General features: G+C 73.1%; 16 protein-coding genes. 8 read left to right on the top strand and 8 right to left on the bottom strand.

Going from position 1 to position 23,960, the window contains the following annotated elements; all coding sequences use genetic code 11:
* Window positions 1–140: 140 nt before the first annotated feature.
* The gene (locus DKT69_RS22205) at window positions 141–659 is read right to left on the bottom strand and encodes a SigE family RNA polymerase sigma factor (RefSeq protein WP_236648156.1); all 519 of its coding nucleotides are present in this window, start codon (window positions 657–659) and stop codon (window positions 141–143) included.
* 205 nt (window positions 660–864) lie between these two features.
* On the opposite strand from DKT69_RS22205, the gene DKT69_RS22200 reads away from it, so the two are divergent.
* The gene (locus tag DKT69_RS22200) at window positions 865–3,216 is read left to right on the top strand and encodes a PKD domain-containing protein (RefSeq protein ID WP_109803444.1); all 2,352 of its coding nucleotides are present in this window, start codon (window positions 865–867) and stop codon (window positions 3,214–3,216) included.
* A gap of 64 nt (window positions 3,217–3,280) precedes the next feature.
* Here the strand turns inward: DKT69_RS22200 and DKT69_RS22195 are convergent, their stop codons facing one another.
* The gene (locus tag DKT69_RS22195) at window positions 3,281–4,573 is read right to left on the bottom strand and encodes an acetyl-CoA C-acetyltransferase (RefSeq protein ID WP_109803443.1); all 1,293 of its coding nucleotides are present in this window, start codon (window positions 4,571–4,573) and stop codon (window positions 3,281–3,283) included.
* 54 nt (window positions 4,574–4,627) lie between these two features.
* On the opposite strand from DKT69_RS22195, the gene DKT69_RS22190 reads away from it, so the two are divergent.
* From DKT69_RS22190 to DKT69_RS22180, 3 genes are read left to right on the top strand one after another with little or no spacing between them, the layout of a single operon-like run.
* Window positions 4,628–5,986, top strand: coding sequence for a 3-oxoacyl-ACP reductase (locus DKT69_RS22190; protein WP_109803442.1), 1,359 nt, complete (start codon window positions 4,628–4,630; stop codon window positions 5,984–5,986).
* Entirely contained in the window at window positions 5,986–7,080 is a 1,095-nt protein-coding gene (locus DKT69_RS22185; protein WP_438361856.1) for a MaoC/PaaZ C-terminal domain-containing protein, read from the top strand. Before DKT69_RS22190 ends, DKT69_RS22185 begins: the two co-directional genes overlap by 1 nt.
* A 57-nt stretch (window positions 7,081–7,137) precedes the next feature.
* Window positions 7,138–7,761 (top strand): DedA family protein, encoded by a 624-nt coding sequence (locus DKT69_RS22180; RefSeq protein WP_109803441.1) that lies wholly within the window; start codon window positions 7,138–7,140, stop codon window positions 7,759–7,761.
* Between the two features lie 25 nt (window positions 7,762–7,786).
* On the opposite strand, the gene DKT69_RS22175 is transcribed toward DKT69_RS22180, so the two are convergent.
* Complete coding sequence (locus tag DKT69_RS22175; RefSeq protein WP_201749793.1) at window positions 7,787–8,425, bottom strand: TetR/AcrR family transcriptional regulator; 639 nt, start codon at window positions 8,423–8,425, stop codon at window positions 7,787–7,789.
* Between the two features lie 78 nt (window positions 8,426–8,503).
* Between DKT69_RS22175 and DKT69_RS22170 the strand changes: the two genes are divergently transcribed.
* The 4 genes from DKT69_RS22170 (at window position 8,504) to DKT69_RS22155 (ending at window position 13,582) form a co-directional block, all read left to right on the top strand.
* Entirely contained in the window at window positions 8,504–8,956 is a 453-nt protein-coding gene (locus DKT69_RS22170; protein ID WP_109803439.1) for an SCP2 sterol-binding domain-containing protein, read from the top strand.
* A 1-nt stretch (window position 8,957) separates the two neighbouring features.
* A complete protein-coding gene (locus DKT69_RS22165; protein ID WP_109803438.1) occupies window positions 8,958–10,172 on the top strand; it encodes an acyl-CoA dehydrogenase family protein in 1,215 nt (404 codons plus the stop codon).
* A 218-nt stretch (window positions 10,173–10,390) separates the two neighbouring features.
* Window positions 10,391–11,956: an AMP-binding protein gene (locus tag DKT69_RS22160; protein WP_109803437.1), complete on the top strand. Its 1,566-nt coding sequence runs from the start codon at window positions 10,391–10,393 to the stop codon at window positions 11,954–11,956.
* 102 nt (window positions 11,957–12,058) lie between these two features.
* The gene (locus tag DKT69_RS22155; protein ID WP_109803436.1) at window positions 12,059–13,582 is read left to right on the top strand and encodes a N,N-dimethylformamidase beta subunit family domain-containing protein; all 1,524 of its coding nucleotides are present in this window, start codon (window positions 12,059–12,061) and stop codon (window positions 13,580–13,582) included.
* A 55-nt stretch (window positions 13,583–13,637) separates the two neighbouring features.
* Here DKT69_RS22155 and DKT69_RS40015 read toward each other — a convergent pair whose 3' ends face one another.
* The 5 genes from DKT69_RS40015 to purD all read right to left on the bottom strand — a co-directional run bounded on the left by DKT69_RS40015 (window position 13,638) and on the right by purD (window position 22,923).
* Window positions 13,638–14,690 carry a hypothetical protein gene (locus DKT69_RS40015; protein ID WP_236648157.1) on the bottom strand — a complete coding sequence of 351 codons (1,053 nt, stop codon included), beginning with the start codon at window positions 14,688–14,690 and terminating at the stop codon, window positions 13,638–13,640.
* Window positions 14,691–16,027: 1,337 nt separating this feature from the next.
* Window positions 16,028–18,706, bottom strand: a complete 2,679-nt coding sequence (locus tag DKT69_RS40870) for a DNA repair ATPase (protein ID WP_304598698.1) — start codon at window positions 18,704–18,706, stop codon at window positions 16,028–16,030.
* A 76-nt stretch (window positions 18,707–18,782) separates the two neighbouring features.
* Window positions 18,783–20,720 carry a flotillin family protein gene (locus DKT69_RS22145; protein WP_109803435.1) on the bottom strand — a complete coding sequence of 646 codons (1,938 nt, stop codon included), beginning with the start codon at window positions 20,718–20,720 and terminating at the stop codon, window positions 18,783–18,785.
* 172 nt (window positions 20,721–20,892) lie between these two features.
* The gene (locus DKT69_RS22140; protein WP_109803434.1) at window positions 20,893–21,531 is read right to left on the bottom strand and encodes a hypothetical protein; all 639 of its coding nucleotides are present in this window, start codon (window positions 21,529–21,531) and stop codon (window positions 20,893–20,895) included.
* Between the two features lie 141 nt (window positions 21,532–21,672).
* Complete coding sequence (gene purD / locus DKT69_RS22135; RefSeq protein WP_109803446.1) at window positions 21,673–22,923, bottom strand: phosphoribosylamine--glycine ligase; 1,251 nt, start codon at window positions 22,921–22,923, stop codon at window positions 21,673–21,675.
* Between the last annotated feature and the right edge of the window lie 1,037 nt (window positions 22,924–23,960).

Raw genomic sequence — 23,960 nt, 5'->3', positions numbered from 1 at the left:
AGATGTGTATAAGAGACAGGTTCCGTACCCGCCCGCTCGGCGCCACCTGGCTCGCCGAGCCTCGCGGCCCATCACCTGGTCGATGTCGACCGACGTCGGTGGCGGTTCGCCGACCGCTTCGTCGAAGATCTGCCGGTACGTCATGCCCGCCTCCCGTGCTCCATGGCCATCTCGTCCCCGGCGAGCAGGCGCAGGGTCGCCAGCGCCCTTGCGGCCTGGCTCTTCACCGTCCCGGTGCTGATCCCGAGGATCTCCGCGGTCTCCTCGACCGACAGGTCGCAGTAGAAGCGGAGCACCACCACGGCGCACCGCCTCGGCGCCAGTTGCCCGAGCAGCTCCCACAGCAGCTCACGGTCGGCCACCGACGGCTCGGCGACCCGCGGGTCGGGCTGGTCGGGCAGCTCCTCGCTGGCCCGTTCCCGCCGCCAGGGGCGCCGGCGCTCGTCCAGCCAGGCATGGGTCAGCACGCCCCGGACGTACGCGTCGACGTTGTCCGCGGCGCGGACCCGCCGCCAGTGCCGGTAGAGCTTGCCGATGGTGATGGAGACCAGGTCGTCGGCGGTGTGCCAGTCCCGGCAGAGCAGGTACGCCGTGCGGCGCAGCGGATCCAGCCGGGCGCTCACGAACTGTCGGAACTCGTCCTCGTCTCCCCGGCTCACCACGCGGAGCCTGTTGCTCGCCTCATGCCCAGGAGACGGAGCGAGGGCCGGGGCGGGTTGCCCGAGGTACCGGACGAAATCACGGGGTGGGGCGGCCGGTGAGGGCGATGCGCCACGGGGTAGCCGAATACCGGCAGGTAGGAGACCATCATCTCCATCTGACTTTCGGCACGAGCCGGATCCTTCTTCCTCACCCGAGGCAGCCATGCACAAGCGCCCATTCGCCGGCCTCACCGCTCTCGCGTTGGCCGGCGGCACCCTGCTGGGCACGGCGGCACCCGCCCAAGCCGCCGACCCCACGGTCCTGTACGTCAAACAAACGGCCACCGCCTGCTCGGACACCGGGCCGGGCACTGTGGAGCAGCCGTTCTGCACGATCGGGGCGGCCGCCGCGGTGGTCACCGCCGGACAGACGGTCGACGTCGGCGGCGGCAACTACCGGGAACGCGTCACCATCGCCAACTCCGGTACGCCGGACCAGCCGATCGTGTTCCGCAGCGGATCGTCGAACTCCAACGCCTCCCTGATCGGCCCGACGGCCGGGTTCGCCATCACCAGCCAGCACGACATCAGGATCGAGAGGTTCCAGGCCACCGGGTCGGTGGCGGTGCCTGCCCTCGACATCCGGGACGCCTCCCATATCGAGGTCGAGAACGGCACCTTCACCGTGTCGGACAATGCCACCGTGCCCGCCGTCCGACTCGCTGGTGTCACCCAGTCTTCCCTGAAGCGGGGCTACATCGGTGGACGGACCCTCGACGCCGGGGTGACCATGGACGCCGCCACCACCGGGGTGAGCCTCATCTCGCTGAATCTGACGGGCCGCACCTGGTACGACAGCGCCGACCGCAGTGTGGGCGTCCGCGTCGCCGGCCCCGGCAACACCATCCTCAACAACACCGTCGACGGCTTCGGCGGCGCCGCCATCTCGGTCGAGGCCGGCGCCACCGACACCGTGGTGGTCAACAACCAGATCACCGGCAGCTTCGGCTACGGCATCCACAACCACGGGGCCACCGGCACGGCGATCACCAACAACACGGTCAAGGGCCACTGCCTCGACGGCATCCGGGTCGACGGCACCTCCGCCAAGGTCTCGGTGCAGAACAACCTGCTCGCCGCTTACAACCCGCTCAATACGAACTCCTGCGGACCGTCGGCCTCCGGCCGGGTCGAGCTCGGGATCTACGACGCGGCCGTCGGGGACACCGCGGTCGACTACAACAACGCCGACGACTACTACTACTACTACTACTCGTCCTCACCGGCAACCTACGCGTGGAACGGTTCCCGGATGGGTTTGTCGGCGTTCCGTGCCGCCTCCGGCCAGGCAGCGCACGATCTGGAGACCGGCGACCCGAGGGACGCCTACGACTCGGCCAACTCGGCGGCGCCCGGCTACCAGGCCACCGACCGGGTCGGCAGGGCACGCGCCGACGACCCGGCCAGGCCGGACACCGGTGCCGGCCCGGTGACGTACGCCGACCGCGGTGCGCTCGAGACCATCCGCAGCCCGCTGGCTCGCACCAACGTCACCCTAGATCTCGCCGCCACCTCGGTTAACGTGAACGCCTCGTCCTCCGAGCCGGGGTTCGTCCCGATCGCCTCGTACGAGTTCACCTTCGGTGACGGGACGGTCGTCACCCAGGCCTCGCCGGTCGTCTCGCACCGCTACGCGCAGCCGGGCGAGTACACCGTCTCCACCCGGGTCACCGGGACCGACGGCCGGTCGGGCAGCCGGGCCGACTTGATCAGCGTGCTGCCGCGTACCGGCACCATGGGCCTGCTCACCCTCTCCGGTCTCCGCTACGTCGGCCCAATGGCCAACGTTCCCTGGCCGGCGCTGGGCGCGGACCACGCCAAACTGGACGCGACCGGTCAGTTCGACCTCGTGGACGCGGGCAGCGGTCAGGTCGCCCTCTTCGCGCCGGCGAGCGGCCAGTACGTCACCGCCGACTCCGCCGGCGTCGAGTCGCTGTCGTTCAAGGGCACGGTGGTGACGCCCAACCAGCGGTTCACCCTGGTCCGCAACGCCGACGGCACCGTCAGCCTGAAGTCGGCCTCCAGCGGCCGGTACGTGACCGCGACGGCGAACGCCACCACTCCACTGATCGCCAACGCCACCACGATCGGCGCCACCCAGAAGTTCTACCGGGTCAACGTCGCCGACGCCGACCGCTCGCTCAAGGCCCGGGCGAACAACCGCTTCGTCACCGCGGAGAGCGCCGGCACCAAGCCGCTGATCGCCAACCGCACCAGCGTCGGACCGTGGGAGCGGTTCGACCTGGTGGACCTCGGTAACGGCCAGATCGGCATCTTCGCCCGGGCCGACAACCGCTTCGTCAGCGCCGACGGCAAGGGCACCCTCCCGCTGATCGCCAACCGCGCGTCGGTCGGTGCCTGGGAACGGTTCACCCTGATCCGCAACACCGACGGCACGGTCAGCCTGAAGGCCGCCATCAACAGCCGCTACGTCACCGCTGAAAGCGCCGGAGCCAAGCCCCTGATCGCCAACCGCACGACCATCGGCACGTGGGAGAAGTTCACCCTGGGCTGAGCCCGCGCCCGAACGACCGACGCCCGCCCGGGACTTCCCCGGGCGGGCGTCGACGTGTCGGGGTTCAGCGCTCCAGGATGGCCGTGACGCCCTGGCCGCCGGCGGCGCAGATCGAGATCAGCCCCCGCCCGCTGCCCTTCTCGGCGAGCAGCTTGGCCAGGGTGGCGACGATCCGGCCGCCGGTGGCGGCGAACGGGTGCCCGGCGGCCAGCGAGGAGCCGTTGACGTTGAGCTTGTCCCGGTCGATCGATCCGAGCGGCGCGTCCAGGCCCAGCCGTTCCTTGCAGAACTCCGCCGACTCCCAGGCGGCCAGGGTGGCCAGCACCTGCGAGGCGAACGCCTCGTGGATCTCGTAGTAGTCGAAGTCCTGCAGTGTCAGCCCGGCCCGGGCCAGCATCCGGGGCACCGCGTACGCGGGAGCCATCAGCAGCCCCTCGTCGCCGTGCACGAAGTCGACCGCGGCGGTCTCGGACCAGCTGAACCAGGCCAGCACCGGCAGGCTGTGCTCCCGCGCCCACTCCTCCGACGCCAGCAGCACCGTCGAGGCGCCGTCGGTGAGCGGCGACGAGTTACCGGCCGTCATGGTGGCCCGCTCGGCGTCCGGACCGCGGTGGCCGAAGACCGGCTTGAGCGAGCCGAGCTTCTCCAGGCTGGTGTCGGGGCGGAGGTTCTGGTCCCGGGTCAGCCCCAGATAGGGGGTCATCAGGTCGTCGAAGAATCCCTTGTCGTACGCGGCGGCGAGCCGCTGGTGCGAGCGGACCGCCAGCTCGTCCTGGGCCTGCCGGTCGACGTTCCAGCGCAGCGCCGTCCGGGCGGCGTGCTCCCCCATCGACAGCCCGGTACGCGGCTCCGCGTTGCGCGGGATCTCCGGCTTGAACGGCTGGTGCGGGCGGAGCTTCGCGGCGATCTTCAGCCGCTCGCCGAGGCTCCGGGCGGAGTTGAGCTGGATCAGGGTGCGGCGCAGGTCCTCGTTGACGGCGAGCGGCGCGTCCGAGGTGGTGTCCACGCCACCGGCGATGCCGACCTCGAGCTGCCCGAGGGCGATCTTGTTGGCGACCAGGATGGCCGCCTCCAGGCCGGTGCCGCAGGCCTGCTGGATGTCGTACGCGGGGGTGTGCGGGTCCAGCCGGGAGCCGAGCACCACCTCGCGGGTGAGGTTGAAGTCCTTCGAATGCTTGAGCACCGCGCCGACGACCACCTCGCCGACCCGCTGCCCAGCCAGCCCGAACCGGGCCACCAGGCCGTCCAGGGCCGCGCCGAGCATGTCCGCGTTGGACGCGTGCGCGTACCGGGAGTTGGACCGGGCGAAGGGGATGCGGTTGCCGCCGATGACCGCGACCCGCCGGACACTTTGCACGATCGGCCTCCTCGAAACTGTTGCCCGAACCCTACTCGCCAGTAGGCTACGCCCATGACCGACAGGTACGCGAGCTTCGTCCAATCGGGGGCCGGTCGCGCGCTGGTCAAGCGCCTCGGGCTGCCCGACCCGCCTCGACTGCGCCGGCACACGCCGGGCGACCCGCTCGTCCCCGGGCCCGTCCTGCTCGGCACCTCGGCCGACGGCCGGCTCGCCGAGCCGGTCACCAAGATCCTGACCTTCGCCGGGGTCGGGCTGCGCGACCCGGCCGCCGCCACCGACGCCACCGCGCGCTACGCCGCCCTGGTGTACGACGCCACCGGCATCACCGACTCCACCGAGCTGCGGCAGCTCTACGACTTCTTCCACCCGCAGGCCCGGGCGCTGCTGCCCAGCGGCCGGGTGATCGTGCTCGGCACCCCGCCCGCCGAGTGCGACTCGCCCCGTGAGGCGACCGCCCAGCGCGCGTGCGAGGGGCTGACCCGCAGCATCGGCAAGGAGTTCGGCCGGGGCGTCACCGCCCAGCTGGTGTACGTCACGAAGGCCGTCGACCCCGGCACCCTGACCAGCCTGGAGTCGACCCTGCGCTTCCTGCTGTCCGGCCGCTCCGCGTACGTCTCCGGGCAGGTGGTCCGGGTCGGCGCCGGCACCGCCCAGCCGCCGGCCGACTGGGACCGCCCGCTGGACGGGCAGGTCGTGCTGGTCACCGGTGCGGCCCGGGGCATCGGCGCCGCGCTGGCCCGGGTGCTCGCCCGGGACGGCGCCCAGGTCGTCGCGCTGGACATCCCGGCCGCCGGGGACGAGCTGGCCGCGGTGGCCAACGAGATCGGCGGCACCGCCGTCCAGCTCGACCTGACCACCCCGGACGCCCCGACCCGCCTCGCCCAGCACCTCGCCGACCGGCACGGCCGGGTCGACGTGGTGGTGCACAACGCCGGCATCACCCGGGACAGAACGCTCGGCCGGATGGACGCCGACCGCTGGGCCTCCGTCATCGACGTGAACCTCTCCAGCCAGGAGCGGATCAACGACGTGCTGCTGGAACGCGCCCTGATCCCGACCGGCGGCCGGATCGTCTCGGTCTCCTCGATCGCCGGCATCGCCGGCAACCGCGGCCAGACCAACTACGCCACCAGCAAGGCCGGGGTGATCGGGCTGGTCGACTCGCTGGCCGCGGCGCTGCGCGACCGGGGCATCAGCGTCAACGCGGTCGCCCCCGGTTTCATCGAGACCCGGCTGACCGCGCGCATCCCGCTGATGCTGCGCGAGGCGGGGCGCCGGATGAACAGCATGTCCCAGGGCGGCCTGCCGGTGGACGTCGCCGAGACGATCGGCTGGCTGTCCTGGCCGGCGACCGGCGCGGTCAGCGGCAACGTCGTCCGGGTCTGCGGCCAGAGTCTGCTGGGGGCGTGATGGCGAGGCGGAAGGACCGGCCGGCGGACGGCCCGGCCGAGGACCTGTCGGTCCACGAACTGATCGACGGCCCCACCCGGGACCTGTCCGGCCTCGTCGTCACGCCCGACGCGGTGCAGGAGCTCGCCACCCACGACCTCAGCGTCCACGCCACCCAGGACCTCTCCGGGATCGCGCCGACCGGCGGGGAGACACCGGCCCCGGCCGGACAGGTGACGACCGCGCCGCGCAGCGGCGCGGAGGATCGGGCGCTGGTCGACCTCCCCCGGATGCCGGCGGCCGGGGCGCTCTACCGCCGGGCCCTGCTCGGCACGCTGCCGGGGGTGGGCGGCCGGCGGAGTGACACCCTGCCCACAGTCGAGCTGACCGTGGCCGGCGTCGCCGTGGACCGGGCGCACCTCGCCGACTACGACCGGGTCTGCGGGTTCCGGCTCGCCGACCGGCTGCCGGCGACGTACCCGCACGTCATGGGGTTCCCGCTGGCGTTGCGGCTGATGACCGCGCCGGCGTTCCCCATCCCGCTGACCGGGGTGGTGCACGTGGCCAACCGGATCACCGTGCACCGACCGATCGAGGCCGGCGAACGGCTGGACTTCCGGACGTACGCGGAGAACCTGCGCCCGCACGACCGGGGCCGGCAGCTCGACGTGGTGCTCGTGGGCTCGGTCGACGGGGAGGAGGTGTGGCGCGGCGTCTCGACGTACCTCGGCAAGGAGCGCAGCGCCGGCGGCGGTGAGCGGCGCGACCGGGGTGACCGGCCGACGCCGCCGGCCCCCTCCGCGCACTGGCGGCTCACCCCCCGGGTCGGCACGGACTACGCCCGGGTCTCCGGCGACCACAACCCGATCCACACCTCCCGGCTCGGCGCCCGGCTGTTCGGCTTCCCGCGGCCGATCGCGCACGGGATGTGGAGCAAGGCGCACTGCCTGGCCGCGCTGGAGAGCCGGCTACCGGACGCCTACACGGTCGACGTGGCGTTCAAGCTGCCGGTGCCGCTGCCGTCGACGGTGGCGTTCAGCGCCACCCCGGGGTGGGATTTCGCGTTGCACGACGCCCGCTCCGGCCGCCCGCACCTGGTCGGCACGGTCCGCTGAGGGAGGGGCCCCGCATAAGGGGCCCCTCGCCACCCGTCGGCCCCGGAGCATGGGGGCATGGAGTCCGTGCTCGACCTGCTCCACCACACGGTCGCCTCGCCGTGGGTGTACCTGGTGATCTTCACGGTCACCGCGGTCGACGCGTTCTTCCCCGCCGTGCCGGGCGAGACGGTGGTGATCACCGCGGCGGTGTTCGCGGCGGGCGGCGAGCCCAACCTGGTCGCGGTCATCGTGGTGGCCGCGCTCGGCGCGCTCGCCGGTGACCACGTCTCCTACGCCGTGGGCCGGGGCGGCGGCGCCCACCGGGTGGCGCGGCTGCCCGCCGACAGCCGCCGGCGGGCCGGCTCGGAGTGGGCCCGCCGGGCCCTCGACCGGCGCGGCGGCATGATCCTGACCACCGCCCGGTACGTCCCCGGCGGCCGCACCGCCGTCACCCTGACCATGGGCGCGGTCCGCTACCCGCCGCGCTGCTTCCTGCTCTACGACGCCCTCGCCTGCGGCAGCTGGGCGGTCTACTGCGGCCTGCTCGGCTACTTCGGCGGCCTGGCCTTCGAACGCGACCCGGTGAAGGCACTGCTGGTCGGCGTCGGGCTGTCGCTCGTCGTCACGTTCGGCCTGGAGCTGGCACGCCGGCTGCGCCGCCGCGCCCGCTCCCGCGCCCGGGCCGCCGTCCGTCGCTGACCGCCCCCGCCCTGCCGAGGGAACGTCAGCCGGCGGGCGGACGCCAGGTGACGCCGTGCAGCAGTTGGGCGGCGCCGAGCCAGGCCACGTTCATCATCCGGGTGGCGGTCTTCTCCGGGTCGGCCTCGGGGTGGTCGGCGAGCCAGTCGGCGAGGGACTCGGTCGCGCCGACCAGGGCGTACGCGACGACCTCCAGGTCGGTCGGGCCCACCTCGTGCCCCTCGGCGCGCAGCGCGTTGTCCAGCATGCCGGCGACCACCTCGACCAGCCGGCCCCGCATGGTGGCCAGTTCCCCGGCGAAGGGCTGCTCGCCGCGGGCCTGGCGGTAGAGCACCGCCCAGCCGTCCCGGTGCGCGCCGACGAAGCCGAAGAAGGCGCGCAGGCCACGCCAGAGCCGCTCGTCGGCGGGCAGGTCGGAGGCGGCCGCCCCGGCGATGGCCTCCATCATCCGGGTGCCCTCCCGGTGCAGGCAGGCGACGAAGAGCTCCTCCTTGGTGCCGAGGTACGCGTAGACCATCGGCTTGGAGATCCCGGCGTCCTCGGCGATCTCGTCCATGCTGGCGGCGTGGAAGCCGCGGCGGGAGAAGACCTTGACCGCCGCGTCGAGCATCTGCTGCTCGCGGACGGCCCTCGGCAGGCGCTTGAAGGTGGGTGTGCTGGACACTCTTGCGAGCATACCTACTCGTGCGTAAGGTTACGCCAGAGTAACCAAAGTCGGCCCGCTCCGAGAGGTGCATCCCCCATGACTGACTTCGACCCGGCCAACTTCGCGAACGTCGAGCCCAAGGAGTTCGCGAAGCTGGTCAAGTCCACCCCCGACGACAAGATCGCCGAGGTGATGTCGGGCGACCTGCGCGGCAAGATCCTGAGCGAGGTCTTCAACCGGATGCCGTCGCTGTTCCGCGCCGACCGCGCCGGCTCCACCAACGCGGTCATCCACTGGAACATCACGGGCCGTCCCGACGGTGGCACCGACACCTACGAGATCGTCATCGAGAACGGCGCCTGCACCGTCTCGGACACCCCGCAGCGCGACCCGAAGCTGAGCCTCACGATGGGCCCGGTCGAGTTCCTCAAGATCGTCTCCGGCGGCGCCAACCCGGTGATGATGTTCATGACCGGCAAGCTGAAGGCCAAGGGCGACCTGGGCCTCGCCGCGAACATCGCCAACCTGTTCGACATCCCCAAGGCCTGACGTGACCGAGTTCTCGCTCGACCTGAACGAGGAACAGCGGGACCTGCGCGACTGGGTGCACGGCTTCGCCGCCGAGGTCGTGCGCCCGGCCGCAGCCGAGTGGGACGCCCGGGAGGAGACTCCCTGGCCCGTCATCCAGGAGGCGGCGAAGGTCGGCCTGTACGGCTTCGAATTCCTCGCCACCTGCTGGGCCGACCCCACCGGCCTGTCCCTGCCCATCGCCAGCGAGGAGCTCTTCTGGGGCGACGCCGGCATCGGGCTCAGCATCTTCGGCACCTCCCTCGCCGTCGCCGCCATCTACGGCGCGGGCACGCCCGACCAGCTGGTCGAGTGGGTGCCGCAGTGCTTCGGCGACGTCGACTCGCCGGCCGTCGCCGCGTTCTGCACCACCGAACCGGAGGCCGGCTCGGACGTCGGGTCGATGCGTACCCGGGCGGTGTACGACGAGGCCACCGACGAGTGGGTGCTGCGCGGGCAGAAGGCGTACGCCACCAACGGCGGGATCGCCGGGGTGCACGTGGTCACCGCCTCGGTGGACCCGTCGCTCGGCTCCCGCGGGCAGGCGGCGTTCGTCGTACCGCCGGACACGGCGGGGCTCAGCGCGACCCGCAAGCTGCGCAAGCTGGGGCTGCGCGCGTCGCACACCGCCGACGTCTTCCTCGACGACGTACGGGTGCCCGGGCGCTGCCTCCTCGGCGGGCGGGACGCCCTGCTGGAACGCCTCGACCGGGCCCGCTCCGGCCAGCGCGCCTCCGGCCAGGCCGCGATGCGGACCTTCGAGCTGTCCCGGCCGACGGTCGGCGCACAGGCCCTCGGCGTGGCCCGGGCGGCGTACGAGTACGCCCTCGACTACGCCAAGGACCGGGTCCAGTTCGGACGGCCGATCATCGAGAACCAGGCGGTCGCGTTCGCGCTGGCCGACATGAAGATGGAGATCGACGCGGCCCGGCTGCTGGTCTGGCGGGCCTCCTGGATGGGGCGCAACAACCGGCCGTTCACCGCGGGCGAGGGCTCGATGTCCAAGCTCAAGGCCGGCGAGGTGGCCGTCTCGGTCACCGACAAGGCGGTCCAGCTGCTCGGCGGCGCCGGCTTCCTGCGCGACCACCCGGTCGAACGCTGGTACCGGGACGCCAAGATCTACACCATCTTCGAAGGCACCTCCGAGATCCAGCGGCTGGTCATCTCCCGCGCGATCTCCGGGATGCAGATCCGTTGACCGGGGCCGGGTCGGCCCACCGGCCGACCCGGCCACCGGCGCGGGTGCCGCCTCCTCACCCTCCGTTCCGACGTGCACGACCCACGGTGTGCGACGGGTCGGCCCGGTGACCGCCGGCTGGGCTCCCGGCCGCCGCGGGTGCATGATCGGGAGGAAACGTTCGGCGTGGCAGGGCTCCTCCGGGGGCCCTCCCGTGCTCCCCGAAGGAGGGTTGCGGCTTGGACCTGCCGTTCATCGTCGCCACGCTGACCCGGCGCGGACTGCTCACCCCGGGCCGTCCCATCCGGGTCGCCTCCCAGCTCGGCGCGCTGCGCAAGTGGGGCTGGAGCCTCGCCGGTGAGCTGCGCCAGGCCGCCGCCCGCGACCCCGGTCGGGCGGCCGTCGTCGACGAGCAGGGCATCGAGCTGACCTATCAGGAGCTGCTGGACCGGGCCGAACGGCTGGCCCGGTCGATGCGCGCCGGGCTCGGCGTCCAGGCCGGGGACCGGATCGGGGTGCTCTGCCGCAACCACCACGGGCTGATCGAGGCGGTCGTCGCGGCGATGCTGCTCGGCGCGGACGCCGTCCTGGTCAACACCGGCCTCTCCGCCGCGCAGTTGACCACCGTCGCGGAGGAACAGTCGCTGCGGGTCCTGGTGCACGACGCCGAGTTCGCCGAGCGGGTCCTCGGCCTCCCCGCCGACGTGCAGCGGGTCGACGAGCGCGGCCAGGAGGAGCTGATCGCCGGCGCCCTGCCCGGTGACCAGCTCCAGCCGCCCGAGCGGGACGGCCGGACCATCGTGCTCACCTCCGGCACCACCGGAGCACCCAAGGGCGCCCGCCGGCCCACCCCGCACGGCTTCGGCCCGCTGGTGTCCATCATCGACCGGATTCCGCTGCACGCCCGCGACACCGTACTGATCGCCGCGCCGCTCTTCCACACCTGGGGGTACGCGGCCCTCCAGGTGGCCTTCGCCCTGCGCTCCACCATCGTGCTGCACCGCCGCTTCGACCCGGCCACCACGGTGGCCGCGCTGGCCGCCCAGCCGTGCGACGCGCTCTTCGCCGTGCCGGTGATGCTGCAGCGGCTGCTGGAGGTGCCGGCGCCGGACCCCCGGCCACGGCTGAAGGTGGTCGCGGTCAGCGGCTCGGCCCTCCCCGGCGGACTCGCCCCCAAGTTCATGGACGCCTACGGGGACGTCCTCTACAACCTGTACGGCTCGACCGAGGTCTCCTGGGCGTCCATCGCCGGCCCGGCCGACCTGCGCGCCGCCCCGACCACCGCCGGCCGCCCGCCGCACGGCACCCGGCTGGAGATCCTGGACGACGCCGGTGAACCGGTCCGGGACGGACGGGTCGGGCGGATCTTCGTGGGCAACGAGATGCTCTTCGAGGGGTACACCTCGGGAGCCAGCCGGGAGACCCACGACGGCCTGCTGAACACCGGCGACCTGGGCCGGGTCAACGCCGATGGCCTGCTCTTCGTCGACGGTCGGGCGGACGACATGATCGTCTCCGGGGGCGAGAACGTCTTCCCCTCCGAGGTGGAGGACCTGCTCGCCCGACTGCCGCAGGTCCGCGAGGCCGCCGTGATCGGGGTGCCCGACCCCGAGTACGGCCAGCGTCTCGCCGCATTCCTCGCCCTGCACCCCGGCGAGACGCTCGACCCGGAGGCGGTCCGCGAGTACGTCCGGCACTACCTGGCCCGCTTCTCCGTACCCCGGGACGTGATCTTCGTGAAGTACCTGCCGCGCAACGCCACCGGCAAGGTGCTCAGTCGCGAGCTGCGTCGCTACTACGGCTGAGGCACGGGCCACAGGGGACGGACACCTCGGGCGCCCGGTGGTAGCTTCTCATCCGTCGCCGGTCCCGGCAGGTCCCTGCTCACTCGTTCCAGGAGCTGCTCGATGGTCCGTCTCCGCCGGCGCTGGGCACTCGGTCTCCTCGCCGGCGGCGTCTCCGCCGTGGCGCTCGGCACCACCGAACCGGTCCTCGGCCGCCGCCGCAGCGGGACCCTGGTCCGGCGGCAGCCACCCCCGGTCGAGGTGGAGAACCGCGCGGCCGGGACGCCCTGGTGGCCGGAGGACGGCCGCCGGGCCGCGAACGACCGGCACCGCCAGATCCAGGGGTACGCCTCGACGACCAGCGTCGCCCCCGGCGAGTCGATCGACTTCCACGTCGCGGTCAACCCGGCGGGCCGGTACCGGATCTCGATCCACCGGCTCGGCTGGTACGACGGCGCGGGCGCCCGCACCGTGCTGACCAGTCCCGAGTTCGACGGCGTGCCGCAGCAGGTGCCGGCGGTCGACCCGGTGACCGGGGCGATCGCCTGCCGCTGGCCGGTCTCCTGGACGGTCCGGGTGCCGGACGACTGGACCTCCGGCCTCTACCAGGCGGTCTTCACCTCGGCGGACGGCTGGCGCGCCTGCACCCCGTTCATGGTCCGGGACGACCGCCGGGCCGCGGCGCTCTGCGTGGTCCTGCCGGTCACCACCTGGCAGGCGTACAACCAGTGGCCGCGGGACCGGCGGGTCGGCAAGAGTCTCTACAACGGCTACGCGGCCACCGGCCGGCGGGATCCCCGGCTCCGGGCGCTGGAGGTCTCCTTCGACCGCCCGTACGCCGACCACGGCATCCCGATCCAGCTCACCCGGGACCACGACGCTATCCAGTGGCTGGAACGCCGCGGCTACGACGTCAGCTACGCGACGAGCTTCGACCTGCACTCGGGGCGGCTCGACCCGACCCGGCACCGGGGGATCGTGTTCTGCGGCCACGACGAGTACTGGTCGTGGGAGATGCGCCGGGCGGCGGAACAGGCCGTGGCCGCCGGGACCAGCCTCGCCTTCCTCGGCGCCAACAGCATCTACTGGCACGTCCGGGTGGGTCCCGCCGACGACGGCCGGCCGGAGCGGCTGGTGGCCTGCGCCAAGACCACGCCGGACCCGGGCGAGGACAGCGCCGGCCCGACCGTCACCTGGCGCGTCGTCGGCCCGCCCGAGCAGGCGCTGCTGGGGGTGCAGTACAACGGCATCGTCGGCACCCCGCAGCCGCTGGTGGTCCGGGCGGCGGACCACTGGTTCTGGGCGGGCGCCGGGGTGGCCGACGGCGACCGGATCCCCGGTGTCGTCGGCGGCGAGGCCGACGGCGTGCACCCCGACGTGCCCCGGCCGTCCGGGGTGGACGCCGCCGTCCTCAGCGCGTCGCCGTACCGGACGCGCGACGGCGGCCACCGGGTGCAGAACACCCACCTGTACGAGACGCCGCAGGGCGCGCTGGTCTTCGCCTCGGGCACCCTGTGCTGGACCATGGCGCTGAACCGGCAGGGGCACCGGGACGAGCGGATCGAGCGGGCCACCGGCAACCTGCTGGACCGGATCGCCGGCCGGGCCGGCCCGTCGGCGGGTCCGGCGGTGCCGGCCCGGGGCTGACGGGTCGGCGGCGGGGGGCAGCCCGGCGTACCGGAGAGCCGCCCCGCCGCCGGCGTCAGGCCCGGTCGGCGGCCCGGCCGATCGCCGCCGCCACCCCGCCGACCCGGTCGGCGAGCAGGCCCAGCGCGCCCACCGCCCGGTCCACCGGGTCGTCCGTCGCGCCACCGAGCGCGCGGGCCCGCAGGTAGCCGGCCTTCACCTCGGCCCACCGTCGAGCCTGCTCGGCCGTGAGCCGGCCCCGCAGCTCCGCCAGCTTCAACAGGTTCGCCTCGGCACCCGCGGCGAGGGTCTGCGCCTCGCCGAGGTAGTGGTCGTCGATGACCGCCTCCAGCTCCTCGTCGCTGAGCACCGGGACGATCCGCTCGGCCAGCTTGTTCATGTTCCGGTACGACCCCTGGAGCTGGAAGGGCGGCTCGGTACGGGACGCGTCGGCCTGCGCCGCCGAGGCGATGTACGCCTGATTGTTGGCGAGCACCACCTGCTGCACCCGCAGCAGCTTGCACAGCACCGAGACGATCTGCTCCAGCTCCACCGGCGAGTACGGGTGGGCGAGCTGGTCGGCCCGCACCGACTCGTCGCCCCGGGCGAGGCGGACCAGCAGTTCGACGTCGCCGCGGTCCCGGCCGGACAGCGGCGCCAGCACCGGGTTCGAGGTGAGGGCGTTCTCGATGTAGCTGAGCGCGAACACCTCCTCCCGGCCGGAGAGCACGTCCCCGAGGTTCCACACGTCGGCCCGGTTGGCAAGCATGTCCGGCACCCGGAACCGCTGCCCCGACTCGGTGTACGGGTTGCCCGCCATGCACACCGCGAACCGCTTGCCCCGCAGGTCGTAGGTGCGGGTCCGGCCCTCCCAGACGCCCTCCATCCGGCGCTGCCCGTCGCAGAGCGAGATGAACTTCTGCAGCAGCTCCGGCGAGGTGTGCTGGATGTCGTCGAGGTAGAGCAGGACGTTGTTGCCCAGCTCCAGGGCGAAGGAGATCTTCTCCACCTCCTGCCGGGCGGTCGCGTCGGGCGCGTCCGCCGGGTCGAGCGAGGTGACCCCCGAGCCCAGGGCCGGCCCGTTGACCTTGACGAAGACCAGGCCCAGCCGGCTGGCCACGTACTCCATCAGGGTGGTCTTCCCGTAGCCGGGCGGGGAGATCAACAGCAGCAGGCCGGACTGGTCGACCCGCTTGGCGTCGCCGGTCGCGCCGAGCTGGCGGGCCAGGTTGTCCCCGATCAGCGGCAGGTAGACGTCGTCGAGGAGTCGGTTGCGGACGAACGCGCTCATCACCCGCGGCCGGTACTCCTCCAGCCGCAGCCGGTCCCGCTCGGCGGCCACCAGCGCGTTGCGCCGGCGCTGGTAGTCCCGGTACGCGGGCACCAGCTCGGTGCGGAACCGGCGGGCCCGGGCCAGCGTCTCGTCCAGCCGCAGCGTGAGCGCCGACCCGACGATCCGGGGATGCGCGCCGAGCAGCCCGCCGACCGTCTCCGACATCGTCGCCGCCGCCTCGTGGCGCGGCAGGTCCGCGCCGCACAGCTCCACCGCGACCGCCTCCGGCAGGTCGTACCCGGACAGCGTGCCGTCGTCGGTCGCCAGGAACGCGGTCAGCCACGCCTCGACCAGCTGGTGGCGGCTGGTCAGGTCGCCGTCGAGGGCCCGCAGGTCGGCGTCGAACTCCCGGGCGGAGCGGGACTGCGGACCGCCGAGGGCGCGCCGGAACCGGTCCAGCATGGCCCGCGCGCCGGCTCCGGTGACGAAGCCCGCGGGTGGCCGGGACAGCTCCTCGAACAGGTACTCGCCGGCCAGGGCGGCCTCCCCGGCCGGCCCGGTCAGCCCGGCGTCGGTCAGGAAGCGGCCCACCTCGGCGGCCAGCTCGGCGTGCAGCCGGTCGATCGCGTCCCCCGCCTCGACCCGGTCGCCCTCCGGTGGCACCGCACCCCGGTCGGGGCGGCCGAAGCGGTCCCGGGCCCGGGCCAGCGAGGTGGCCCGGGCGGTCCAGCCGGCCCGGTCCGGCTCGGCGGTGCCGAACCGCCAGAACAGCTGCGCGGCGGCCCGGGCGGCCGGCGGGTAGCGGAGCAGGCCCGCCCCGGCGTGCAGGCGCAGCAACGCCCGCAGCAGCTCCGTCGCGTCGTGATCGTGCACGCCCCGCTCGTAACCCTCGTCGTAGCGGGCCTCGGCGAATCGGCGGACCAGCTCGCGCAGGTCACCGGCGTCGGCCGCCGCCGCCCGCAGCCCGTCCAGGGTCAGCCCCTCCCGGCCCGCCTCGGCGACGGTCAGGATCGACGTGGCCAGATACTCCGCGCGGTACACCGCCGGCGATTCGGAGACCAGCAGCTGGTCCCAGAACCGGCGGGTGCGGGCGAACTCGGTGTCCCGGACCGGGGCGCGGTAGTCGGTCCCGGTCACCGCCACCGCCAGCCCGCCGTCGTGCGGCACCACGGTGACGTCGACCGGCTGGGTGTTCACCGCGAAGCGGTGCCGGCCCAACCGGATCGTCTCGCCGCCGTCGGCGTACAGGTCCAGGCGGTCGCGCAGGCCGCGACCGGCCTCCTGGCGCGCGGCCCGGATCCGGCCGTCCAGCTCCTCGGCCCGGACGGGGTCGCCCAGGGTACGCAGCTCTTCCACGACCGCGCGCAGCTTGCCCACCATCGGGTCCGCCGCGAAGTACGTGTTGATCTCGTCCAGCGAGCCCAGCGTGCCGATCCGGTGCCGAACGCTGACCAGGACGCGCTCCGCCGACGAGACCAGCCGGTCGGCCCGCCGGGCCCGCTCGTCCAGCAGCGCCTGCTTCCGCGAGGAGAACGCCTCGTAGATCTCGGTCCGCCGGGTCGCCAGCTCGGCGAGGAAGTCGTCGAACTCCCCGAACCGGGACTCCAGGTCCTCCACCCGCAGCAGCAGCCGGCCCAGCTGCTCGTCGCAGCGCTCGGCGGTGTCGCCGCCGCCAGCGCCCCGGTCACCGCCTGCCCGAGCAGCGCGAACTCGGCCGCGAAGCCGGCCCGGCCCTCCACCTCCAGCAGCTCCCGGCGGCGGTTGTCCAGCACCGCCCGGGCCCGGTTGACCGCGCCGAGCACCTCGCCGACCCGGGTCAGGATCCCGGTGCGTACGGTCGCGTCGGCGATGTCCAGCCCGCCCACCACGTCGGTGATGGTCTGCAGGCCCTCGGCGCGTCCGGCCAGCTCGTCCCGGACCGCCCCGGCCTCGGCCACCGTGCCGATCGCGGCGCCCTGCCCGGCCAGCCGGTCCACCTCGGCCTGGTAGCCGGTGAACGCGTCGTCCCGGCGCAGGAAGTCCACCGCCCGCCGGCCGGCGGCGGTCAACTCGTCGTCCAGCCGCCCCGCCAGCTCGTCGATCCGCCCGTGGTCGACGTACCGCAGCTCCCGCAGCGTCTCCAGGTGACCGCGCGCCTGGCGCAGCCCGGCGAGCTGCCGCACCCAGTCGTCGGCGGTGAGCGGCGCCTCGCCGCGCGCCCGCCGGGCCAGCGAGGCGATCCGCTCCGCGCTCTCGTCCAGCGCGGTCCGCGCCTGCTCGGTGAGGGCGCGGACCTTCTCGTACTCGTCGAGCACCGCGACGGCGGTGCGCCGCAGCTCGGCCAGCGGCGCCAGCAGGTCGCCGAGGTCGGCCTCGCCGAGCCAGTGGTAGTGGTCGACGATCCGGGCGCAGGCCGCGATCAGCGCCTCGTAGACCCCGGTGGTGGCCGCCGCGCCGTCGACCATCCGGGCCACCGACAGGCAGTCGGAGATGCCCCGGACCAGGTCGGCGTTGCCGATCCGCTCCAGCGGGCCGGTGCCCGCCGGCTGTGCCGCCGCGTACGCGTCGGAGACGTACGGCGTCTGCCAGATCTGCATCGGGTGGACCCGGGTCGGCTCCTCCGAGGTCGCCCGGAACACCACCAGCGTGCCGTCGTCGAAGAGCGAAAAGCCGTGGCACGGGATCGGCGCCGCCACCTCCTTGCGGATGGCGTTGTACGGCAGCAGCAGCGAGCGGCCGTCGGCCCGGGCGTGGAAGACGTAGAGGACGTCCTCCCCGTTCGGGGAGCGGACCACCCGTTCGAACTCCAGCCCGGACACGTCGGTGTCGAAGGTGCGGGTGACCCCGGTGGCCAGGTGGTAGCCGCCCGGGAAGATGATCCCGTGGTCCTCGGGCAGCCGCTGGCAGGCCGGCCCGATGCCGTCGAGCCGGACCACCTCCCGGGTCAGCGTGTTGAAGACCAGGTGCCGCCACTCGGTCTCCTTGTACGGCCGCATCCGCAGCAGGATCAACGGGCCGACCCGGGCCCAGCTCACGTCGGCGTCGGCCAGGCTCTGCAACGGCTCGTCCACCGGCTCGTCGTAGATGCCCTCGCCGACCTCGGTGTTGTTCTCCAGCTTGACGGTCAGCGTGCCGCCGACCGTCTCCACGAAGATCTCGTCGGCGATGGAGATGTGCGGGTGCCGGCCGAGGACGTGGTCCTCCCGGGTCGTCTCGATCCACTCGAAGTCGTGCGAGGGTGGGAAGACGTGGTCCCGCTCGCCCCGGTTGTCCAGGTACCCGACGCCGCCGTCGGCGTCCAGCCGCCAGCGCAGCACCCGGATGTCGTCGGTCCGCGGGCCGGTCTGGAACACCGCCAGCAGCCGCCCGTCGAGCCGGCGTAGCTGCAGCAGCCGGGTCTGCCGGTAGTAGCGGTACAGCTCGGCGAAGTCGCGCTGGAACACCGGGTCGCGGAGCAGGCCGGGCAGCTCGTCCGGGCCGGCCCGGTCGAACCGGAACGATTCGGAGTCGCCCGCGTCGCCGGCGGCGCCGCGCTCCCGCTCGAAGCGATGCAGCGAGAAGACATCGTCGACCGTCGTCTCCGGCTTCAGCCCGATGAAGACGTTGTAGCCGAAGAGCATCAGCCCGCCGACCGGGACGATGTCCCGGGGCACGCAGTTGTTCCCGGTACGGATCCGCTCGGTGCTGAGCAGCCGCAGCTCGGTGCTGCCGAAGACCTCCAGCCGCCGGGCGTTCAGCCGCTCCGCCCGCCGGGCCAGCTCGCCGGCCTGCCCGACGAGCCGGTTCCGCAGCACCTCGTAACTGCCCGCGTCCAGCCCGACCGGATCGCCGGCGTCCGCCCCGGTCGTACCGGTCGCGTCCCCGCCGGTCGGACCGGGCACCGGCTCACTCACCGGCACGCTGCCGCGGGCCGGCCAGGGCGGCCAGCGGGGTCTCGGCCACGCCGAGGCGCTGCGCGGCGTTCAACAGTTAATGGAGCTTGCCCTTGTCGGCGCCGCCGGCCCGCATCTGCTGCAACAGGAAGGCGGAGAGGGTCAGCTTCTGCACGTCACCGGTGTTGATCGAGCCGAGCATCCGGGTCAGGTCGTCGGTGAAGCTGGCGGTGCCGTCCAGCCACGGCTGGGTGAGGCCCCGGGCGACGTCCGAGTGGGCCACGAAGCCGTCCACGCTCTTGCCGAACGAGATCGAGCTGAGCAGCCGGTCGAAGAAGACGCTGTCCCCGCCGACGATGTCGATGTTCGCCTTCTCCAGGCCGGTGGAGACCAGCCTCGCCTGCGCCTCGGCGACCTGCCGCTGCGTGTCCAGCCCGGCGAGCCGGACCTCCTTCTCCAGCTCCAGCCGCAGCCGGTACTCCTCGTGCTGGCGGGTGGCGTCGTCCAGGGCGGCCATCGCCGCCGCCTTGTCGGTGAGGCCCTCGGCCTCGCCCTTCAGCTTCTCGCGTACCGCCTCCGCGGCCAGCAGGGCCTTGTCGCGCTCCACGGCGACCTCCGCGCGGCCGACCTTCTCGATCGCCTCGGCGCTTCGCTCGCGGACCTGCACCTCGGCCAGGCCGGCGGCCGCCGCCTCGGCCTGGGTGCCCTCGGCCAGCCGGATCTTCGCCCGGGTGTCCAGCTCGGCGGCCTGCTGCCGGGCCTCGGCGAGCACCAGCTCCTCGCGGGCCTTGAACTTCGCCGCCGTCTCGGCCGCCTCCGCCGCCTTGATGTCCTTGACCAGGTTCTCCTGCGCCTCGGCCTCGGCCTGGATGACCACCGCCTGGCGGGTCCGCTCGGCCTCCTCGACCACCCGCAGGCGCTTGATGTTCTCCTCCTGCTCGGCGACGGTCTTCTCGACCGCGATCCGCTCCCGAACGACCTCGGCGATGGCCCGCTTCTCCGCCTCGACCTCCTTGTCCTTCGAGATCGTGCTGAGCTCGGTCTCCCGCTGCCGGCCGATGACCTCCAGCATCCGGTCCTTCTCGATCCGCTCGGTCTCGATCGCGATCACCCGCTCGCGGTTCTTCTCGGCGACCGCGATCTCCCGGGTCCGGTTCTCGTGCTGGATGCCCAACTGCTCGTCGGTACGGATGTTCGCCGTCTCGGCCCGCAGCCGCTCCTCCGCCCGGACCCGGGTGATCTCGGCCTCCTCGCGGGCCCGCACCGTCTCGATCTCCCGCCGCTGCTTGGCCTCGGCGTCCGCCTGGCGCCGCTCCAGATCGAGGATCGCCTCCCGGGCGTCGACGTTCTGCCGGGTGATCTCCTTCTCCTCGCTGCGCTGGAACTCGTTGGTCCGCACGTGCTCGATCGCGGTCAGCTCGGTGATCTTCCGGATGCCCTGGGCGTCGAGGATGTTCTTCGCGTCCAACTGCGACATCGGGGTCTGCTCGAGGAAGTCGATCGCCGCGTCCTCCAGGCTGTAGCCGTTGAGGTCGGTGCCGATCACCTGGATGATCTGGTCGCGGAACTCGTCGCGCTTGGTGTAGAGGTCGACGAAGTCCAGCTGCTTGCCCACCGTCTTCAGCGCCTCCGAGAACTTGGCGTTGAACAGCTCCTGGAGGGTCTCCCGGTCACTGGCCCGGGCGGTGCCGATGGCCTGCGCCACCTTGATGACGTCTTCGGTGGTCTTGTTGACCCGGACGAAGAAGGTGATGCGGATGTCGGCCCGGATGTTGTCCCGATAGATCAGACCCTCGTTGCCGGTCCGCTCGATGTCGATCGTCTTCACCGAGATGTCCATGATCTCGGCCTTGTGCAGCACCGGCAGGACCACCGCCCCGGTGAACGTGACGTCCACCCGGCGGACCTTGGAGACGATCAGCGCCTTGCCCTGTTCCACCTTGCGGAATAGGCGGCTGACCAAAAAGACCACGCCGAGGGCGACGAGCAGGAGGACGGCGAGCAGTACGCCGATCCCAGTGGTGAGGACATCCATGGCTGAGCGCGCGGTGCCGGTCCGGTGGTGCGGGTGGACCGGTGGGTGCCGCGCATCCTCCTTTCGTTTCAGGGGTACGAGGGCAGCGTGGGACGAACCGGCGGCGGGGTGGCCGTCCGGTCGAGGCGGGAGGGGGTGACCCGCCGTCGCGGGAGCGGGTCACCGGCGGCGGCTACATCGGTGCGGGACGCGAAGGGTCGGGGTCGAAGGCGATGCCCGCGGGCATGACCCAGAAGAACTCGCCCTCGACGTCGTAGTCGTAGATCAGCGCGGAACTGCCGGCGCGCAGCGGCTCGGCGCCGGACTGGCGGACCTGGACGACCGCGGAGGAGCCGTCCGCCGCCGTCACCTCCGCCTGCCCGAAGTCGGCGGTCACCCGCCCCGTGCGGATCGTGCACAGGCTGCCGACGAAGGCCTGCCGGCTGGACTCCGTACCGGTGGGGAAGAGGCGGCTCAGCGGCACGGCGACCAGCCGGGTCACCAGCCAGGCGCCGCACAGCGCCACCAGCAGCACCCCGACCGACACGGCGACCCGGGCGGCGACGCCCAGGCCGAGCCCGTCGAGCAGCACGGTGCCGGCCAGGCTGACGAACCAGGCCACCGCGACGATCAGGGAGAACACGATGGTGGCGGGCAGGCCGCCGAGCCCGAGGCCGGCCAGGACGTCACCCGGAACCCCGTCGAGGTCGAGGTCGTCGCCGAGGTCCAGCACCCCGGTCAACACCAGCAGCCAGTAGCCGACGACCACCAGCAGCAGGAAGCTGAACAACACTGTGGGGAAGCTGAGCGCCGTACCGACGAACCCGGTCACCGCGAACCCCCTCCCGCTGCCGGCGAGGCCACACCCTCCGACCGGCAGGGTTGATCGTGACACGGGGTGTCAACGCCGGACGGCCGCCGAACGGCTGGTTCACGGCGACCTGACCGGCCGGGTGGGCCGGCCGGGGCCGGGTCAGTCCGGCAGGGCGATCCGACCCTCGACCGCGGCGGCGGCGATGTCGGTGCGGTGGTGCGAGCCGGCCAGCTCGATGCCGCGTACCAGGGCGTAGGCGGCGTCGCGTGCGGCGGCCAGGTCGGGGCCGGTGGCCGTACCGCAGAGGACGCGACCGCCGGCGGAGAGCAACGCGCCGTCGGCGGCCCGGCGGGCGGTGCCCGCGTGGATGACCCCCGGGCGGTCCGCGCCGGTGATCACGTCGCCGGTACGCGGCCCGGCCGGATAGCCGTCGGCGGCCACGACCACGGTGACCGCCGCGCCGTCCCGCCAGCGCAGCGGCGGGTGCGCGGCCAGCGTGCCGGTGGCGGCGGCGTGCAGCAGCCCGGCGAGCGGCGTCTCCAGCAGCGCCAGGACGACCTGGGTCTCCGGGTCGCCGAACCGGGCGTTGAACTCGATCACCCGCGGGCCGGCGGCGGTGATCGCCAACCCGACGTAGAGCAGCCCGGCGAAGGGCGTGCCCCGGCGGCGCATCTCGGCCAGCGTGGGGTGCACGACGTCACGCATCACCTCGTCGACCAGGCCGTCCGGCGCCCAGGGCAGCGGCGCGTACGCCCCCATGCCGCCGGTGTTCGGCCCGGTGTCGCCGTCGCCGACCCGCTTGAAGTCCTGGGCGGGCAGCAGCGGCAGCGCCGCCTCGCCGTCGGTGACCACGAAGAGCGAGACCTCCGGGCCGGCGAGGTACTCCTCGATCACCACCCGGCCGCACTCCCCGGCGTGCTCCAGCGCCGTGGCCCGGTCCTCGGTCACCACGACGCCCTTGCCGGCGGCCAGGCCGTCGTTCTTCACCACGTACGGCGGGCCGAACTCGTCCAGCGCCCGGCCGGCGCTCTCGGCGTCCGTGCAGGTGAAGGCGCGGGCGGTGGGCACCCCGGCGGCGAGCATGACGTCCTTCGCGAACGTCTTGGAGCCCTCCAGCCGGGCCGCCTCCGCGGACGGGCCGAACGCGGGGATGCCCTTGGCGCGTACCGCGTCGGCGACCCCGGCCACCAGCGGCGCCTCCGGCCCGATCACCACCAGGTCGGCCCCGACCTCGACGGCGAGCGCCGCGACGGCCGAGGGGTCGGTGGGGTTCACCTCCCGCAGCTCCGCCACGGCGGCGATGCCGGGGTTACCGGGCGCCGCGATCAGCGCCTCGACGGACGAATCACCGGCGAGGCCGAGCGCGAGCGCATGCTCCCGCCCGCCACCCCCCACAAGAAGTACGCGCACGACCCCGCATCCTACTGACCCCACCTCCCACCTCCGTTGATCATGAGGTTGACGGGTGTCCCGGGGGCCAATCAGCCCGTCAACCTCATGATCAACGCCAGCGGGAGGTCGCGATGGCCTGGCGGACGGTATGGGGGATGTAGTGGGGTCCAGGGTGTCGGACCAGGTGAAGCGCAGGATGGTCCAGCCGGCGTTGACCAGGCGGTTCTGGCGGCGGCGATCGGCGAAAACGGCGTCCGGGGTGGCGTGCGGCCCTTTGCCGTCGGCCTCCGCTATCACCCGTGCGGCGCGCCAGCCGAGATCGCCGACCCCGAGCAGGTAGCCGTCCTGGTCGCGAACCTCCAACTGGAGAGCGTCCGGCGGGACACGGCCGTCCACGCAGCGCAATCGGGCACGGGACTCCAACGGCGACTGGGCACGGGCATCCGCCTCCGCCAGATAGACCCGGGCCCGCACGGCGCCCCGTCGTCGGCGGATCGAAGCGCGAATCGTCGCCATGTCCGCCGTGCCGATCAGCCCCCGATTCAGAGCCGAATCCAACAGGCAGACCACGGGGTAGCGGGCCGCCCGCAAGATCAGCTCGGTCACGGTGTCGAGTGGCCCGGTCGCCGGCAGGCCGGACACCCGCACGATGGAGACCGGCGAGTGCTCCATCTGGTGCAGCACGACATTCGCCTGCCGCGCTCGCGCCAGCCTTGCAGCCCGTCCGGGGAGAGCCACATGAATCTCCCCGGTTGACGGCAGCCCGGCGATGCCGTGCAGTTCCGCAGCCGTGTTCAGCACGGCATGGGCGTGCGGTCCGAGCGACAACAGCGCGGCCCGGATCTGACGTCGCCGGGACGGCTGGTCACCCTTGGTGCCGTCGATCAGGTACACGGCGCGCGCCACGGGCCGCCACCGTCCGGCCGTCACCAGCCAGTCCACCTCGTTACGGCCAAACCCGACCGCAACGCCTGCGCCCGGGTCACCAACCCGTCCTGACCCGCGGCAACCCTGAGAAGCAAGCCCCGACGATCCACGACACACCACCGTGGACC

This window comes from Micromonospora sicca (assembly GCF_003172935.1).
GTDB classification, from domain to species: Bacteria; Actinomycetota; Actinomycetes; order Mycobacteriales; family Micromonosporaceae; genus Micromonospora; species Micromonospora sicca.
This window is presented reverse-complemented; position numbering and strand designations above follow the sequence as displayed.